At 34.5% G+C, this 17,638-nt stretch carries 17 protein-coding genes; 10 read left to right on the top strand and 7 right to left on the bottom strand.

The annotated features are described in order from the left end of the window. Window positions 1–4: 4 nt before the first annotated feature. The 5 genes from ACGK9U_RS09905 to ACGK9U_RS09885 all read right to left on the bottom strand — a co-directional run bounded on the left by ACGK9U_RS09905 (window position 5) and on the right by ACGK9U_RS09885 (window position 6,613). Complete coding sequence (locus ACGK9U_RS09905) at window positions 5–931, bottom strand: M28 family peptidase (protein ID WP_394466214.1); 927 nt, start codon at window positions 929–931, stop codon at window positions 5–7. Window positions 932–1,013: 82 nt separating this feature from the next. Continuing rightward, window positions 1,014–1,757 carry a succinate dehydrogenase/fumarate reductase iron-sulfur subunit gene (locus ACGK9U_RS09900; protein ID WP_209652358.1) on the bottom strand — a complete coding sequence of 248 codons (744 nt, stop codon included), beginning with the start codon at window positions 1,755–1,757 and terminating at the stop codon, window positions 1,014–1,016. Window positions 1,758–1,767: 10 nt separating this feature from the next. Next, window positions 1,768–3,780, bottom strand: a complete 2,013-nt coding sequence (locus ACGK9U_RS09895) for a fumarate reductase/succinate dehydrogenase flavoprotein subunit (protein ID WP_394466213.1) — start codon at window positions 3,778–3,780, stop codon at window positions 1,768–1,770. A 10-nt stretch (window positions 3,781–3,790) separates the two neighbouring features. Further along, window positions 3,791–4,471: a succinate dehydrogenase cytochrome b subunit gene (locus ACGK9U_RS09890; protein ID WP_394466212.1), complete on the bottom strand. Its 681-nt coding sequence runs from the start codon at window positions 4,469–4,471 to the stop codon at window positions 3,791–3,793. Between the two features lie 270 nt (window positions 4,472–4,741). After that, the gene (locus ACGK9U_RS09885) at window positions 4,742–6,613 is read right to left on the bottom strand and encodes a T9SS type A sorting domain-containing protein (RefSeq protein ID WP_394466211.1); all 1,872 of its coding nucleotides are present in this window, start codon (window positions 6,611–6,613) and stop codon (window positions 4,742–4,744) included. 195 nt (window positions 6,614–6,808) lie between these two features. Between ACGK9U_RS09885 and ACGK9U_RS09880 the strand changes: the two genes are divergently transcribed. Next, window positions 6,809–8,101: an aminopeptidase P N-terminal domain-containing protein gene (locus ACGK9U_RS09880; RefSeq protein WP_394466210.1), complete on the top strand. Its 1,293-nt coding sequence runs from the start codon at window positions 6,809–6,811 to the stop codon at window positions 8,099–8,101. A 59-nt stretch (window positions 8,102–8,160) separates the two neighbouring features. Here the strand turns inward: ACGK9U_RS09880 and ACGK9U_RS09875 are convergent, their stop codons facing one another. Continuing rightward, entirely contained in the window at window positions 8,161–9,483 is a 1,323-nt protein-coding gene (locus tag ACGK9U_RS09875) for an aspartate kinase (RefSeq protein WP_394466209.1), read from the bottom strand. 219 nt (window positions 9,484–9,702) lie between these two features. Between ACGK9U_RS09875 and ACGK9U_RS09870 the strand changes: the two genes are divergently transcribed. The 4 genes from ACGK9U_RS09870 to ACGK9U_RS09855 all read left to right on the top strand — a co-directional run bounded on the left by ACGK9U_RS09870 (window position 9,703) and on the right by ACGK9U_RS09855 (window position 11,805). Then, the gene (locus ACGK9U_RS09870) at window positions 9,703–10,359 is read left to right on the top strand and encodes a hypothetical protein (RefSeq protein WP_394466208.1); all 657 of its coding nucleotides are present in this window, start codon (window positions 9,703–9,705) and stop codon (window positions 10,357–10,359) included. A 19-nt stretch (window positions 10,360–10,378) separates the two neighbouring features. Beyond that, complete coding sequence (locus ACGK9U_RS09865) at window positions 10,379–11,158, top strand: alpha/beta fold hydrolase (protein WP_394466207.1); 780 nt, start codon at window positions 10,379–10,381, stop codon at window positions 11,156–11,158. Between the two features lie 58 nt (window positions 11,159–11,216). Continuing rightward, window positions 11,217–11,483 carry a hypothetical protein gene (locus ACGK9U_RS09860; protein ID WP_394466206.1) on the top strand — a complete coding sequence of 89 codons (267 nt, stop codon included), beginning with the start codon at window positions 11,217–11,219 and terminating at the stop codon, window positions 11,481–11,483. Between the two features lie 73 nt (window positions 11,484–11,556). Then, window positions 11,557–11,805 (top strand): hypothetical protein, encoded by a 249-nt coding sequence (locus ACGK9U_RS09855; protein WP_394466205.1) that lies wholly within the window; start codon window positions 11,557–11,559, stop codon window positions 11,803–11,805. Here ACGK9U_RS09855 and thiL read toward each other — a convergent pair. Further along, window positions 11,795–12,835, bottom strand: a complete 1,041-nt coding sequence (thiL, locus tag ACGK9U_RS09850) for a thiamine-phosphate kinase (RefSeq protein ID WP_394466204.1) — start codon at window positions 12,833–12,835, stop codon at window positions 11,795–11,797. The genes ACGK9U_RS09855 and thiL overlap by 11 nt on opposite strands. 254 nt (window positions 12,836–13,089) lie before the next feature. On the opposite strand from thiL, the gene ACGK9U_RS09845 reads away from it, so the two are divergent. From ACGK9U_RS09845 to sufD, 5 genes are all read left to right on the top strand, one after another. Beyond that, on the top strand, window positions 13,090–13,419 hold the full coding sequence (locus ACGK9U_RS09845; RefSeq protein WP_379925025.1) for a HesB/IscA family protein: 330 nt from the start codon (window positions 13,090–13,092) through the stop codon (window positions 13,417–13,419). A gap of 49 nt (window positions 13,420–13,468) precedes the next feature. Further along, window positions 13,469–14,917: a Fe-S cluster assembly protein SufB gene (sufB, locus tag ACGK9U_RS09840; protein WP_394466203.1), complete on the top strand. Its 1,449-nt coding sequence runs from the start codon at window positions 13,469–13,471 to the stop codon at window positions 14,915–14,917. 59 nt (window positions 14,918–14,976) lie between these two features. Then, window positions 14,977–15,396 (top strand): hypothetical protein, encoded by a 420-nt coding sequence (locus ACGK9U_RS09835; RefSeq protein WP_394466202.1) that lies wholly within the window; start codon window positions 14,977–14,979, stop codon window positions 15,394–15,396. Window positions 15,397–15,459: 63 nt separating this feature from the next. Then, window positions 15,460–16,212 (top strand): Fe-S cluster assembly ATPase SufC, encoded by a 753-nt coding sequence (gene sufC, locus ACGK9U_RS09830; RefSeq protein ID WP_394466201.1) that lies wholly within the window; start codon window positions 15,460–15,462, stop codon window positions 16,210–16,212. Between the two features lie 77 nt (window positions 16,213–16,289). Continuing rightward, window positions 16,290–17,603, top strand: a complete 1,314-nt coding sequence (gene sufD / locus ACGK9U_RS09825) for a Fe-S cluster assembly protein SufD (protein WP_394466200.1) — start codon at window positions 16,290–16,292, stop codon at window positions 17,601–17,603. The last annotated feature ends 35 nt before the right edge of the window (window positions 17,604–17,638 follow it).

Below are 17,638 nucleotides of genomic sequence, written 5' to 3'. Positions count from 1 at the left end.
ACTACTAAAAGTTTAGTTGATCTATTTTTTCAAAAACGGACATGATAACCCTAACTGCTTCTATATAAAATTCAGGTTGGATATTCTCGTAATCATCAGTTGGTTTGTGATAATCTTCATGGTCGTCAACACCAAAATACAAAAATGGAATTCCTTTTTTATGAAAGTTAGCGTGATCGGAAGCATAGGTCCAATTGTCTTTCCAATTACCTTCATCATGACCTGCTAAAAAGTTTATTTTTTTGGAATAAGTATGATTTGTAATTACTTGTTTCAAAGTTTCATTATGAACTGTGCCAACTGCAAACAATTCATTGGTATCGCTTCGGCTAATCATATCCATGTTCAGGTTTACCATAATTTGTTTAAAAGGAATAATGGGATGATTCACAAAGTATTTAGACCCTTGCAATCCCAATTCCTCCGCATCAAAAGCCGCTAAAATAACCGAATGTTTTGGGGGATGGGTTCTAAAATATTCAGCAAAACTAAACAGGGCACTGGTACCAGAAGCATTATCATCTGTTCCATTATAAACGTTTCCATTTTTAACACCTTCATGGTCGTAATGCGCACTAATAACAATATATTTATCTGGGTACATTGTACCTTTTATACATCCTAAAACATTTTTACCTTCATAGCGCTTACCAGCTTCCGTAAACGAAAATGGCTGTAAATAGTCCTTTCCTAAAGGCAAAACATCAAACAGCACAAACTGATTGATGATGTACTTTTCAGCCTTTAAAGCACCATTTGTTCCAGTTCTTCTGCCTTCAAAAACATCAGATGATAATGTTTTTATATGTTGAAGCAACATCGTTTCAGAAAATAATGGTGCTCTTGTAACATCATCATGGTTTATAGTTTGTGCATCACACTGTATGCCCAAAAGATATACCAACACAAATAGGCATAGCGTTTTTTTCATTTTCAAGAATTAAGCAACCAAATCTAAATAAAAAACCCAAGCAAAAGCCTGGGTTCTATTTATTATCGATGAAAGGTAAGTTTTAAGACAAACTCGCTTTCATTAACTCTCTATTCATACGAGCGATGTTATCTAATGAAATGCCTTTTGGACATTCAATTTCGCAAGCACCGGTGTTGGTACAGTTTCCAAAACCTTCCAAATCCATTTGTGCCACCATGTTACGAACACGATCTGCAGCTTCAACTTGTCCTTGAGGTAACAACGCATATTGCGATACTTTTGCCCCAACAAACAACATAGCAGATGAGTTTTTACATGTAGCTACACAGGCACCACAACCAATACACGTTGCTGCATCCATAGCTTCATCGGCAGCATGTTTTGAGATTGGAATAGAGTTGGCATCTTGTGTGTTTCCTGAAGTATTCACTGAAATATATCCGCCAGCTTGTTGGATACGCTCAAAAGAGCTTCTATCTACAACTAAATCTTTTATTACTGGAAATGCAGTTGCTCTAAATGGCTCAATAGTAATAGTATCACCGTCTTTAAACATACGCATGTGTAACTGACAGGTTGTTACGCCTCTATCTGGACCATGGGCTTCACCATTTATATACATAGAACACATACCGCAAATACCTTCGCGACAATCGTGATCGAAAGCCACAGGCTCTTCTCCAGTATTTACTAATTGTTCATTCAAAACATCCATCATTTCAAGAAAAGACATATGTTCTGAAATATCAGTTACTTTATAATCGACCATTTGACCCTTTGATTTTGAGTCTTTCTGTCTCCAAATTTTAAGTGTTAAATTCATAATGTCTTTCTTATTTGTATGAACGTTGTTTTAGTTCAATATCTTTAAACTCTAATATTTCTTTATGTAAAACGGCATCGGCAGGTTCGCCTTTGTATTCCCAAGCAGCTACGTAAGCGTAATCTTTATCATTACGTTTAGCTTCACCTTTTTGTTCACCATCTAATTCAACCGATTCTTCTCTAAAGTGACCACCACAAGATTCGTTTCTATTAAGTGCATCTTTAGCGAATAACTCACCTAACTCAAGAAAATCGGCTACACGACCCGCTTTTTCCAATTCAGGGTTCATTTCGCTTGCAGAACCAGGTACTTTTACGTTTTTCCAGAAATCTTCACGCAATGCTTTAATTTCCGTCATCGCTTCTTTTAAACCTTGCTCGTTACGAGACATGCCGCATTTATCCCACATAATTTTTCCTAATTTTTTGTGGTAATAATCTACGGAGTGCTCTCCTTTATTATTGATAAAGAAATTGATTCTATCGGTTACTTCTTTTTCAGCTTCATCAAACTCTGGCGTGTTGGTTGGAATTTTACCAGTTCTAATTTCGTTAGATAAGTAATCTCCAATTGTATATGGTAATACAAAATATCCATCTGCAAGTCCTTGCATTAAAGCTGAAGCTCCTAATCGGTTAGCACCATGCTCAGAGAAATTAGCTTCACCAATACAATACAAACCATCAACTGTAGTCATTAAGTTGTAATCTACCCAAACTCCTCCCATGGTATAATGAGTTGCAGGGTAAATCATCATTGGTGTTTCGTATGGATTCTCATCAACGATTTTCTCATACATTTGAAATAAGTTTCCGTATTTCTCTTCAACAATGGCTTGACCTAATTCGTATATTTTAGCATCCGAAGGATTTTCAATATTCTGAATTTTAGCTTGGGTTTTTCCATAACGAGTAATTGCCGAGGCAAAATCTAAAAATACAGCTTCACCAGTAGCATTCACTCCAAAACCAGCATCGCAACGCTCTTTAGCAGCACGAGATGCCACATCGCGAGGTACTAAGTTACCAAATGCAGGATAACGACGCTCTAAGAAATAATCTCTATCTTCTTCTGCAATATCAGTTGGCTTTATTTTACGTTGTTGTAACGCTTTTGAATCTTCAATCTTTTTTGGAACCCAAATACGCCCATCGTTACGTAACGATTCAGACATCAACGTTAATTTCGATTGATAATCGCCCGAACGTGGAATACATGTTGGGTGAATTTGCGTAAAACAAGGATTAGCAAAAAACGCACCTTTTTTATGGATTTTCCAAGCAGCAGTAGCGTTACTTCCCATAGCATTTGTTGATAGGAAATATACATTTCCATAACCTCCAGTAGCTATTACAACAGCATGTGCCGAATGTCTTTCAATTTCGCCTGTAACTAAATTACGGGCAATGATACCACGTGCTTTACCATCAATTTTAACAACATCCAACATTTCGTGGCGGTTGAACATCTCAATTTTACCACGAGCAATCTGTCTGTTCATAGCGGAATAAGCTCCTAATAATAACTGTTGTCCTGTTTGTCCTTTAGCATAAAATGTTCTTGAAACCAGTACACCTCCAAATGAACGGTTATCTAACAAGCCACCATAATCACGTGCAAAAGGAACCCCCTGAGCCACACATTGGTCGATAATATTAGCAGACACCTCAGCCAAACGGTACACATTAGCTTCACGCGAACGGTAATCGCCACCTTTTACGGTATCGTAGAACAATCTGTATGTTGAATCGCCATCACCTTGATAGTTTTTTGCTGCATTAATACCTCCTTGAGCCGCAATGGAGTGCGCACGACGAGGTGAATCTTGATAAGCAAATGCTTTTACATTATAACCTAGCTCTGCTAAAGTGGCTGCAGCAGACCCACCAGCTAAACCAGTACCCACAACAATAATATCGATATGACGCTTATTTGCAGGATTTACAAGATTGATATGATTTTTATAATCTGTCCATTTATCTTTTAAAGGACCGTGTGGTATTTTTGAATCTAATGCCATATATCTGAGATTAATGGTGATTTAAATGATGAAAAAGCGCAATAATTATAAACCCTAAAGGAATTATAATTGAATAGGCTTTTCCTATATTTTGTAATGATTTCTTTCTGCTTGCAGTAGCACCCATAGATTGGAATGCCGAGGTAAAACCATGCAATAAATGCAACGCCAAAAATACAAAAGCCAAAACGTAAGCACCTACCCTAATTGGACTCACAAACTTTTCTTGTAACTCATGGAAATAGCGGTACCCATCCACACCTTCGTGCACACCAGACCAATCGCCTTGGATGTATTTGGTGTTAATTTCTGGAAACCAAAAATCAATAAAATGTAAAATGATAAACGCCAAAATAGCAATACCACTGTAAATCATGTTTCTACTCATCCATGTTGAGTTTGCAGCACCGTTATTTTTCACATAAGAAATAGTTCTTGCTTGTTTGTTCTTTATTTCCAAAATAAAGCCCATAACAAAATGAAAAACAACACCAAAAATCAAAATGGGCTGCATTACAAATTGAATTAACCAATTGGTTCCCATAAAGTGAGACACTTCGTTAAAAAGGTCGCCACTGAAAACTGATAAAAGATTAATTGCAAAATGTTGAAGTAAGAAAAACATGAGGAAAAAAGCTGAAAGCGCCATGGCTACTTTTCTTCCGATTGAAGATTTAAAAAATCCGCTCATTAGTTAATTTGTTAAGTATAGTTTGCAAAGGTAATTTACAATAAATTCATAGGCAAAAAGTTGAGCTGTAAAATTATAATTTAGAATAATTATAAGTAATAATACTTAGTTTTGGATAATACTCAATATATTCTTATTAAAAAGAATAAAAACAATGAAAATATGCGAAAAATTAAATGTTTTATTAAATATTTAATACCTTAAATGGTGTTTATTAAACTATTTACACTAATTACACCTTGTTTTACAACTATATTTTTTAGAAAAAACTTAATCTATAAGTATTTTTTTTGTTATTTCTGCTCTATCAGAAACTATCTTAACAAAGTACATGCCTTTTGAAGCCCCTAATAAATTAATTGTTTTGGTTCTAGATGCGTTGGACATATCAAATTGAGACACAAGCCTTCCTCTTACGTCATACACAACTACCTTGTCTAGATTAACAATTCCTGAATTTTTTACATAAAACTGACCATTGGATGGGTTTGGATATATATTAATGGCTGCATTTAACTCTTCTTCTTCTACATTTAAAGGACATGAAGCATTGGTCATTTTTGGTTGGCTTGCACAAACAAAAGTAGAGGTGCTTCTAGACTGAATTGTACTTGCTGCAGAGATGTCTTGAGCACTCAGTACTCTAAGATCTTCATTAAATTGTAAAGTATTATTCATAACTCCATTGGTATTTATTACATGACCTAATTGATGCGCATGACCTAATTCGTGCAACGCAACACTTTCAAAGTCATACCTCCCTGCGATTGTTGTAGGCCCAGATCCAAAATTCCAATCAACATCATCATTAAATACAATATCCATTTCGGCAACAAACCATTGAAAATTACCTCCACCTAAACTACATCCTTTATACCAAGAATAGCAGGCGCCTAAAGTAATTTCATCCAATTCACCATTATCAAATCTTATTACGTTTACTGCTGGGGCAGAAACGCTTGGAGATTCAACAGGTTCACTTTCAAATTCAACTACGTCAACATTGGTCGGGGTGCTTTTTATAGTCCAATTTACCCCTGTTGAACAAACCCAATTATCAAAAGCTCGCTTAAAGGCAGCTTTAGCTCCTGTTCGGGGTGAATCATTAAAAAAATCTGTTTGCATTTCCCATGTGTAACCCCCATTGTTCTGACCTATATGCTGAACTCTGTAGGCGTATGCAGGTAGTGGCCCATTATCGCCCCCTCCCATACCGTCAGTTGTATCATCTGCATCATATACAACATTTATCTCTGAACTTGGAACTGTTAATTCGGCAGTTGATTCCCTAACAGATCCATCATTGTTCGTAACTCTAATTTTTCCTGTCCCAGCTTCAGATGGCACTTCAACAATTATTGAATTTGCAGACCATGTGACCTGTGTATCTAAGGCATCTACATAATTTCCTCCACCTCCTTCGTCTGCATTATTAAAACTAACTTTTCCTTTAACGCTTCCAAAATCTCCAGTTGCACCTCCAGGAATAGTTATAGTAATTGTATTTTTTGTACCTGCTGTAACAGTTGTAGGCGAAAATGTTATTGCCGTAGGAGCAAGTGCTTTATTAATTTTCGATGTTAATGCTATGGCATCATATTTTACCATTTCGGTAATCGGTCTTTTTGTGAGATTAATAATAGCTTTGTGAAATGTATTGGAAATACCTTTTATAGCATTAAAAGGATTAACCGCTAAATCATCATAAACATTATATTTATAAAATCCTTGTTCAGCCCCATAGGGTATAAATTGCTTCTTTACAGATTTATTGCTTAAACTATTTTTAATTTTAGATTCTTCCAATACAAAAACTCCAACATCACCTTGACTAAGGCTTAAGCTATGAGAGACTTTTAATGCTGTTAATTCAACAATTCCACCCAATGTTATAACATCGATTGTTGCTAATTGTTCCCCTTTAAAAACTTTATATACTTTCACTGTATTAGCGGTACATATAATTCCGTCATTAGTCCAAAACGATGTTTTAGAAACAACCTTCCCTTCAACCACCAAACTAGAGTTTTCAATCTGCTTTTTTAACGAAACTTCTTTAAGTAATTTTTGTGCATTCAAACTAAAAAAACTTATAAGAAACCCCAATAGGACAAATCCCGTTCGCAGTGTAACTCTTTTCATATTATTTAAATTTTTAGCAATAATTTCAATTTGGGACAGTATCAAATATAACAAATTATTATGTATGATTTGCTTAGTTTTGCTACTTTTAGCGTATTTAACATAAACCTAAAACTGGTTTAAGCATCTTTTAAAATCACAAATCACCAATTTGATTAACAACTATTTAAAATTATTATTTTTAATAAAAAAAATATGAAGTATTTACCAATAGACTCCTCCCTTTTTATCAGCAACAGAAAAAACTTTACTGCAAAAATGAAACCGAGTAGTTTAGCTGTTTTTAACTCAAACGACATCTATCCTATAAGCGCTGATAGCACCATGCCTTTTCAACAACATCGTGATATTTTTTATTTAAGCGGCGTAGACCAAGAAGAAAGCATTTTGGTTTTGTTCCCCGATTGTCCAAAAGAAAAACATCGTGAAATTTTATTTCTAAAAGAAACCAATGCCCATATTGCCGTTTGGGAAGGAGAAAAACTTACCAAAGAAACAGCTTTTAAAACCAGTGGCATAAAAACGGTTTATTGGCTTCAGGACATGGAAAAAATCATGTTTGAATTAATGACGCAGTGCGATACGGTATATATAAACACCAACGAGCACTACCGAGCCAACGTTGAAACCGAAACCCGCGAAGACCGCTACACCAAATGGTTAAAAGACAAATACCCTGCACACAACGTTTCCAAAAGCGCTCCTATTTTACAACGCCTTCGTTCCGTTAAGAACCCTATTGAAATTGATTTAATTCAGCAAGCGTGCAACATTACCGAAAAAGGGTTTCGGCGTGTTTTAAATTTTGTAAAACCAGGCGTTTGGGAATATGAAATTGAAGCTGAATTGATGCACGAATTTTTGCGTAACCGCTCTAAAGGATTTGCATACACCCCTATTATCGCTTCAGGAAACAACGCCAATGTGTTGCATTATATTGAAAACAATAAACAATGTAAAGCAGGCGATTTAATTTTATTTGATACCGCTGCTGAATATGCAAACTATGCGAGCGATTTAAGTAGAACCATTCCTGTTTCCGGAAGATATTCTGATAGACAAAAAGCAGTTTACAATGCCGTTTTAAGAGTTAAAAATGAAGCCACAAAACTATTAACTCCAGGAACTATTTGGGCTGATTACCATGTTGAAGTAGGCAAAATAATGACTTCAGAATTATTGGGCTTAGGTTTATTGGACAAAGCAGATGTGCAAAACGAAAATCCCGATTGGCCTGCTTACAAAAAATATTTTATGCACGGAACGAGTCACCATATGGGACTAGATACACATGATTATGGTATTTTAACAGAACTAATGCAAGCCAACATGGTTTTTACCGTAGAACCTGGCATCTATATTCCTGAAGAAGGTTTTGGTATTCGACTAGAAGATGATGTAGTCATTCAAAAAACTGGCGAGCCTTTTAATTTGATGCAAAATATTCCTATTGAAGCTGAAGAAATTGAAGATTTAATGAATTCATAAAAAAGAAAAGGGCTGTTTTTAAACAGCCCTTTTTGCATACAATACTAAAGTTTTGCAATTTACAGAGTGACTAATTCAAATAAATAATCGTTTAGTTTTTGCAGCGTATTAATCTTATTTTTGGTATCAACCAAAAGTGAAATATTGTTATTACTTCCTCCGTAGGAAATCATTCTTATTTTTACATCTTGTAGTATTTGAAACAATTTATGTGTTTCTTGGTGGTTTACAACCGAATGCCCAACCAAACAGATAATACTTTGGTTTTTATCTACTTCTATAGTTGCAAATTTTTCTAATTCTACTAAAATTTTATCTAAGTTTTTATCATCATCAATAGTTAAAGACACAGCAACTTCCGATGTTGTAATCATATCTATAGACGTTTCATAAACTTCAAAAATCTCAAACACCTTTCTTAAAAAACCGTGTGCCTGTAGCATTCTGCCTGATTTTATTTTAATGGCAGTAATACCATCTTTAGCAGCCATAGCTTTAACACCGCTTTCAGAATGATCGTTATTAATTAAAGTTCCATAAGCCTCTGGGTTCATGGTGTTTTTTAATCGCACAGGGATATTTAGAAACCTAACCGGTGTAACCGTTTGCGGGTGTAGAATTTTTGCTCCGAAATATGCTAATTCTGCAGCCTCATCAAATGATAAATTTGAAATTGGTCTTGTATTTTCAACATATCTTGGGTCGTTGTTATGCATCCCATCAATATCCGTCCAAATCTGTACTTCTTCAGCGTTAATAGCAGCACCAATAATAGTTGCCGTATAATCGCTTCCACCACGTTGAAGGTTAGAAATTTCACCTTTATCATCCAAACAAATAAATCCTTGCGTGATATATATTTGAGAATCTTCCGCTTCTTTATAAGTGGTTTTAAAATGTTCTTTTATATAATCTAAATCAGGATCTTTAGAAGCATCAATACGCATAAAGCTTAATGCAGGCAATAATGCCGAACTTACACCTTCTTGATTTAAATAGCTATTCACCATATAAGTTGAAAGCAACTCACCTTGCGCCACAATTTGATTTTCTAATTCTATAGAATATGGCTTAGTTGTACATTCAAGCAATAAATTAAACACACTTGAAACGTATGCTTTTACATCTTTGTTTAAAGAAGCATCACTTAACAAGTTGTCTATTACTTTAATATATGATTCATGAAGCGCATTTATTTTTTCAACTGCCCCATCAACTTCGTTATCTGCAATATGTTTTGAAATAGCAACTAACTGATTGGTTGTACCAGACATGGCTGATAAAACAACAATCTTTTTTTCTCCGTCGTTAATAATATTTTTAACGTTACATATATTTTCAATCGATCCTACCGAAGTGCCACCGAATTTTAATACTTTCATACTTTTATAAGCTAAATCGTTTATCTAATTGATTCATTTTCATCAATTAAAGTGCGAATGTATAACTCCTAATCCTAAAAAAGATATTTATTAAAAAATATGTTTATTTTTGCACATATTGTTAAATAATTAACATAGAGCATTGGTTTCTTAGCTTTAAACATTTAGAAAAACTTAATGAATATTGCATGTGCCTTTAAAAAACAATAAAAAAATCACATGAAAACTGTATCAAACTGTGTAGAAGACATTTTAATTACACAACCTTATTTAGAAGAAGCACTTTCCAGAAACATTATAAATTTCAGTGCTTTAGCCATCGAGCTGACTGAACCTATTAGCAAAATGCTGAAAAAGGATGTAAAACCAGGTGCTATTATGATGGCTTTAAGGCGCTACAACCCGCCACCTGCATTATCAAATTCGGTAAAAATGAAAAAATTCATGCAGAATTTGGGTGATATTACGGTACGATCAAACCTAACCGATTTTACCATAAAAAATTCTGAAACCATTATTGACAATCATGCTAAAATTTTAAATCGAATCAATCAGGAATCTAAATTATTTTACACATTTACTAGAGGAATCCACGAAAGCAACATCATTATTTCCAGTAGCTTAAACGACTTTATTAAAGAAAATTTAAAAAACGAAAGTTTTATAGCCATTCAAGATGGACTTTCTGCCATTAGTGTGAATCTTCCACAGGACAACTCCAAAATAGCAGGTTTATATTATCAATTTTTTAAACGTTTAGCTTGGGAAGGCATTGTACTTTACGAGGTAATTTCTACAACCAATGAATTTACCATTTTAGTTGAAGATGAATTTGTAGACAAAGCCTTTACTGCCATTAAAAAAGTGAAAGCTTAGTTTTTAATTGTTTTAGCATATGATATTAAAATATAAGGGCATCCATATAAATTATACAGATATAGGAAAAGGAAAACCAGTGGTCTTACTTCACGGATTTTTAGAAAACCTAACCATGTGGGATGCTTTCATTCCTAAACTAAGCAAAAACAACCGTATTATTTGCATTGATTTATTGGGACACGGAAAAACCGAATGCTTAGGTTATGTACATACCATGGGACTTATGGCAGAAGCTGTTGAAGCCGTTTTAAACTATTTAAAAATTGAACAAGCCACCATAATTGGGCATTCTATGGGTGGTTATGTGGCGCTCGCTTTTGCCGAAAAAAACCCAAAAGCATCAAAAGGATTGTGCTTAATGAATTCTACCGCTTTACCAGATACCGAAGAAAAAAAGCAAAACAGAGACCGCGCTATTGATGCTGTAAAACAGAATTATAAAACCTTTATTAGAATTGCTGTAAATAATTTATTCAGACCAAAAAACAGAATTGCTTTTGCTGATAAAATAAAAGACGTTATTAATGAAGCTTTAAAAACGCCTCTTCAGGGTATCATTGCAGCTTTAGAGGGGATGAAAATTAGAGAAGATAGGCAACACATTCTTCAATCATCTAATTTTAATAAAATGATGATTATCAGCAAAAAAGACCCTGTTTTAGATTACGAAACACTCATTAAACAAACCAAGAACAACAATATATTTGTGGTTGAATTTCCTGATGGACACATGAGTCATATTGAAAATGAAAGTGAATTCTTAATACAAATAATGCATTTCATCGAAAATATTTAGTGTTTTGGCGATTTATTTGGTTTTTTTATTTAAGTTTATTGTCCAAACAACACAAAACATGAAAAAATCTACAACCAAATCCGCACTCATACCGAAGATGTATTGCAATTTCTTTGGTCATGATTATCAAGTAACTAAAAAAGTTACCTACTATGTTAAAGAGTATACTTGCTCACATTGCAAAAAACAACTAACCACAAATAGCAATGGTGGTTTAATTGAGTTAACGCCAAAATTCAAAGAAATCAATGCTATTTTAGAGCGTATACATAATACAAGAATGGAACGTTCAAGGGAAAAAAGATTAGTTTCGTCGATTTATTAACACTTTATCGGTGTTTTATGCTTCATTTTTTATAGTTTAATAGACTCTAAAGTAGCTAATTAAAATATTTTTAATGAAAAACATTCATTGTCTGGTGTTCGGACATGATTTTAAAGTAACCCGAAATGTTACATATCATGTAAAAGAATACACCTGTAAAACTTGCAATAAACAACTTACCACAAATGGCAGTGGCCATTTAACCGAATTAACACCAAAGTTTAAAGAAATTAACGACGTGTTAGAACGCATCCATCAAAAACGTGTATCCAAAATATATCCTCAAAAAAAAAAAGTGGATTTATTAGTGTTTAGTCATTAAAATTTTTCCAACCTTGTGCTTTTATAGGTATTCTACTATCGCCTCTAGTAACTAAATGCATCCCGTCTTTGGCTTCTTTCATAAAACCAATAACGCTTAAACTTGGATTTGCCTTAATTTTTGGAAAATCGGCTTGCGATACGGTTAACAACAATTCATAATCTTCACCCCCATTTAAAGCAACGGTTGTACTATCAATATTAAATTCTTCACAAGTTGAAATTACTTGTGGATCCAATGGAATTTTTTCTTCATATAAATCGCAACCCACATTGCTTTGTTTGCATAAATGAATAATTTCAGATGATAAACCATCACTAATATCTATCATAGATGTTGGTTTTACATCTAAATCTTTCAATAATTGAATAACATCTTTACGTGCTTCTGGTTTTAATTGACGCTCAATAATATAAGTATAAGGCTCTAAATCTGGTTGATTATTTGGGTTTACTTTGTACACTTCCTTTTCTCGTTCCAACACTTGCAACCCCATAAAAGCACCACCTAAATCGCCACTAACAACCAATAAATCGTTAGGTTTAGCTCCATTTCGGTAAACCTCATCTTCTACCTCGCCAATAGCAGTAACCGAAATTAAAAGCCCGGTATTAGACGATGTGGTATCGCCACCAACCACATCAATATTATAAATTTTAGCAGCAGTTTCAATACCAGCGTACAAATCTTCAAGCGCTTCCAAAGGAAACCTATTGGAAACCGCTATTGATACAGTGATTTGCGTTGCTGTAGCATTCATAGCATAAACATCGGATAGGTTTACAACAACAGCTTTGTAACCTAAATGCTTTAATGGCATATAGCTTAAATCGAAATGCACGCCTTCAACCAACAAATCGGTAGTTACTACAATTTTCTTATTGCTAAAATTTAAAACCGCTGCATCATCACCCACACCTTTAATGGTTGATTTATGATTGATTTTAAAGTTTTTAGTTAGGTGATCTATCAATCCAAATTCACCTAATTCACTCAATGATGTACGTTGTTGATTCTTATCTTCTATCATACTGCAAAAATAAGAAGCTTATTTTTATAAATACACACCCTTTCGGTAATAAAAATTCAAATTTTTCTACTTAAAACCATAAATCTATAACAAAGTCACATTTTTTTAATCAATAAGAAAAACCTATAAAACTATATGCTAATATAATGTTAGGTTACATGGTAATACGTGACTTATATTGTATATTTGTACCCTATTTAGAAATTGTCTTAATAAAATTATTGCAAAACGTTTCTAAATCTAATTAAAAACATATGATAAAAGTTTCTGAAACAGCTAAGAAAAAAGTTATCGAACTTATGCAAGAAGATGGCTTTAACCCTACTACCGATTTTGTGCGTGTAGGTGTTAAAAGCGGTGGTTGTTCTGGGCTATCTTACGATTTAAAGTTTGATAAAGAAAACAAAGAAGATGATAAAGTATTTGTAGACAATGATGTGAAAATTATTGTAGACAAAAAAAGTTTCTTATACCTAGTAGGAACTACTTTAGAATACTCAGGAGGATTAAACGGCACCGGATTTGTATTTAATAACCCAAATGCAAATCGTACTTGTGGTTGTGGTGAATCATTTTCACTTTAATCCCATCCCAACCTTCCCAAAGGGAAGGAGTTAAAATTGACTAAAAATTATGAATAAATATACTGAAGACGATTTAAGGGAAGAACTTAAAACCAAGGAATACGAATACGGATTTTATACTGATATAGAATCTGATACATTTCCCGTGGGTTTAAATGAAGATATTGTTCGTGCTATTTCCCAAAGAAAAGAAGAACCAGAATGGATGACCGAATGGCGCTTAGAAGCCTTTCGTGCTTGGGAAAAGATGGTTGAACCAGAATGGGCCAATGTACATTACACAAAGCCTGACTTTCAAGCCATTTCATATTATTCGGCACCAAACAGCAAGCCTAAATACAATAGTTTAGATGAAGTAGATCCTGAATTATTAGCAACATTTGCTAAACTTGGCATCTCTTTAGATGAGCAAAAAAAACTATCTGGTGTTGCTATGGACGTGGTGGTTGATTCCGTTTCTGTAGCTACAACTTTTAAGAAAACTTTAGGTGAAAAAGGGATCATTTTTTGTTCTATTTCTGAAGCGTTGCGCGAGCATCCAGATTTAGTTAAAAAACACATCGGTACCGTTGTGCCACAAAAAGACAACTTTTACGCCGCTTTAAACTCGGCTGTTTTTAGTGACGGTAGTTTCTGCTACATTCCAAAAGGCGTAAAATGCCCCATGGAACTTTCTACTTATTTCAGAATTAACCAAGCAGGAACGGGGCAATTTGAAAGAACCTTGGTAATTGCCGATGAAGGCAGTTATGTTTCTTATTTAGAAGGTTGTACCGCACCAAGCCGTGATGAAAACCAATTACACGCAGCCGTTGTAGAGCTTATAGCTTTAGATGATGCTGAAATAAAATATTCAACCGTTCAAAACTGGTATCCAGGGAATGCCGAAGGAAAAGGTGGTGTTTTCAATTTTGTAACCAAACGTGGTTTATGCGAAAAGAACGCTAAAATTTCTTGGACACAAGTTGAAACCGGAAGTGCCGTTACTTGGAAATACCCTTCATGTGTATTGAAAGGTGATAATTCGGTTGGTGAGTTTTACTCCATCGCCGTGACCAACAATTTCCAACAAGCCGATACGGGTACGAAAATGGTTCATTTAGGGAAAAACACTAAATCGACTATCATTTCAAAAGGTATTTCTGCAGGAAAATCTCAAAACAGTTACCGCGGATTGGTGAAAATCAGTCCAAATGCCGATAACGCCCGTAACTTTTCACAATGCGATAGTTTACTTATGGGTAACGAATGTGGCGCGCATACCTTTCCGTACATAGAAGCTAAAAACAAATCGGCTAAAATAGAACACGAAGCAACCACTAGTAAAATTGGTGAAGACCAAATTTTCTATTGCAACCAACGTGGTATAGATACCGAAAAAGCGATTGCGTTAATTGTAAACGGTTTCAGTAAAGAAGTATTAAATAAACTTCCTATGGAGTTTGCTGTTGAAGCACAAAAACTATTGGAAATTAGTTTAGAAGGTAGCGTTGGATAACCTTTTTGTCATTCCTTCGCAAACAGAATCTCATTAATTGAAGCGTAAATATTGATTAAATGAAGAAAACATTTTTTATAGCATTCATACTAACAGTATTCATTAGCTGTAAAAATAACAACAAGTCCGAACAAGAGGTAACCACAATCGGTGCTGATGGTCAAGAAAAAACCGCCAAACTAAATGACGGACTTACGCTTTTAAAAGGCGATTTTATTTACTTTGCTGATGCTGCCGTACTGCAAACGCAAACTGAAGTTTACGGTGTAGTTATTGATAAAAAAATGCATGAACTAGACAAGAAAGTGCAACCTTACAAAAAAGAGGACACAGATATGGTTTCTGTAGAAATTCGTGGAAATATAATTCCAAAACCTGAAAATGAAGAAGGCTGGCCGTTTCGCGTAGAAATTAAAGAAATATTGAATATTTACAAACCAAACCCAGAAGACAATACCGTAGTAAAACTAGGAAACTAAAAATATAAAAAAACCACCGCCATTACAATGTGGTGTTTTAATAGTTAGATTTAAAAAAGAAGTATGTTAAAAATTGAAAATTTACACGCAAGTGTTGAAGATAAAGCCATTTTAAGAGGCATAAATTTAGAAGTAAAGGCTGGCGAAGTTCACGCTATTATGGGACCAAACGGTTCAGGAAAAAGCACATTAGCTTCTGTAATTGCAGGGAAAGAAGAATATGAAGTTACCAAAGGTGATATCACATTTAACGGTGAAGACATTCATGAATTAGCAGCTGAAGAACGCGCCCACAAAGGTGTGTTTTTATCTTTTCAATATCCTGTTGAAATTCCAGGAGTTTCGGTAACAAACTTCATGAAAACAGCTATTAACGAAACACGTAAAGCAAAAGGATTGGAAGACATGCCTGCTAAAGATATGTTGAAGTTAATCCGCGAGAAATCAGAATTATTGGAAATTGATAGAAAGTTTTTATCGCGTTCATTAAATGAAGGTTTTTCAGGTGGTGAAAAGAAACGTAACGAAATTTTCCAAATGGCGATGTTAGAACCTAAATTGGCTATTCTTGATGAAACCGATTCTGGTTTGGATATCGATGCACTTCGTATTGTTGCAAACGGTGTAAACAAACTAAAAAACAAAGACAACGCGGTTATTGTTATTACACATTACCAACGTTTGTTAGATTATATCGTTCCAGATTTTGTACATGTACTTTATAACGGACGTATCGTAAAATCGGGCGGAAAAGAATTAGCGCACGAGCTTGAAGAAAAAGGATACGATTGGATTAAAGAAGAAGTGAACGCTTAAAATTAGTTTTCAGTTAGCAGTCTCAGTATACAGCAACTTACTAACGACTAACAACTAACGACTAACAACTAGAAACAATGGATTTAAAAGAAAAATTAATATCATCCTTTTTAGCATTCGAAGAACGTGTAGATGTAGATGCATACGTACACGATGTTAGAAACGAAGCTATCAAAATATTTGAAGAAAAAGGCTTCCCTACCAAAAAGGAAGAAGCTTGGAAATACACCTCTTTGAACAGTGTATTAAAGGAAGATTATAGCGTTTTTCCAAAAAATGAAAACGCCATAGAATATAACGATGTGAAAAAATATTTCATCCATGATATAGACACCTTTAATGTGGTGTTTATTGATGGAAAATATTCTTCGCATCTATCGCAAACCACACACGACGGATTGGATGTTTGCTTAATGTCTTCTGCATTAACGAAGCCAAAATATCGTTTGATTATTGAAAACTATTTTAATAAAGCAGCTACTAAAGATAGCTTACCTTCATTAAACACTGCGTTTTCAAGCGAAGGTGCCTATATTCACATACCAAAGAATAAACTGGTTCAAAAACCAATTCAAATCATTTATTTTTCAACAGGAAACGAAGCAGCAACCATGTTGCAACCTCGTAACCTGGTTGTGGTTGATGAGAATTCGCATGTACAAATTATAGAGCGCCACCAAAGTTTAACCGATAACCCTGTTTTGACCAATAGCGTTACAGAAATTTTCACTAATAAACGCGCCATTGTCGATTATTATAAAATTCAAAACGACAACCAAAACGCTACACTTATAGACAATACGTTTATTAAACAAAAGCAAGAAAGTGTTGCATCGGTGCATACTTTTGCGTTTGGCGGAAAATTAGTGCGTAACAATTTGAATTTCTACCAAACAGGCGAACGTATCGAATCTACCCTAAAAGGTGTTACCATTATTGGCGACAAGCAACATGTAGATCACAATACTTTGGTACACCATATTGAACCAAATTGCGAAAGCCATCAAGATTATAAAGGTATTTTTGGCGAAAACGCAACAGGTGTTTTTAACGGAAAAATTGTAGTTGAAAAAGAAGCTCAAAAAACAAATGCGTTTCAAGCCAACAACAACATTCTTATAAGCGATAAAGCAACCATAAACACCAAACCTCAACTGGAAATTTTTGCTGATGATGTAAAATGTTCGCACGGTTGTACCATCGGACAGTTAGATGAAAGCGCTATGTTTTACATGCGTTCACGTGGTATTCCAGAAAAAGAAGCCAAGGCACTTTTAATGTACGCCTTTAGCAACAACGTATTAAGTTCGGTTAAAATCCCTGAAATTAAACAACGCATTACTAAAATTATCGCCAACAAATTAGGCGTTAATATTGGTTTTGATTTATAAAATTTTTTGAAGCTGTTCCCGCTTTCGGCAGTCGC

The organism is Mariniflexile sp. HNIBRBA6329 (genome assembly GCF_043558645.1).
GTDB lineage: Bacteria > Bacteroidota > Bacteroidia > Flavobacteriales > Flavobacteriaceae > Mariniflexile.
This window is presented reverse-complemented; position numbering and strand designations above follow the sequence as displayed.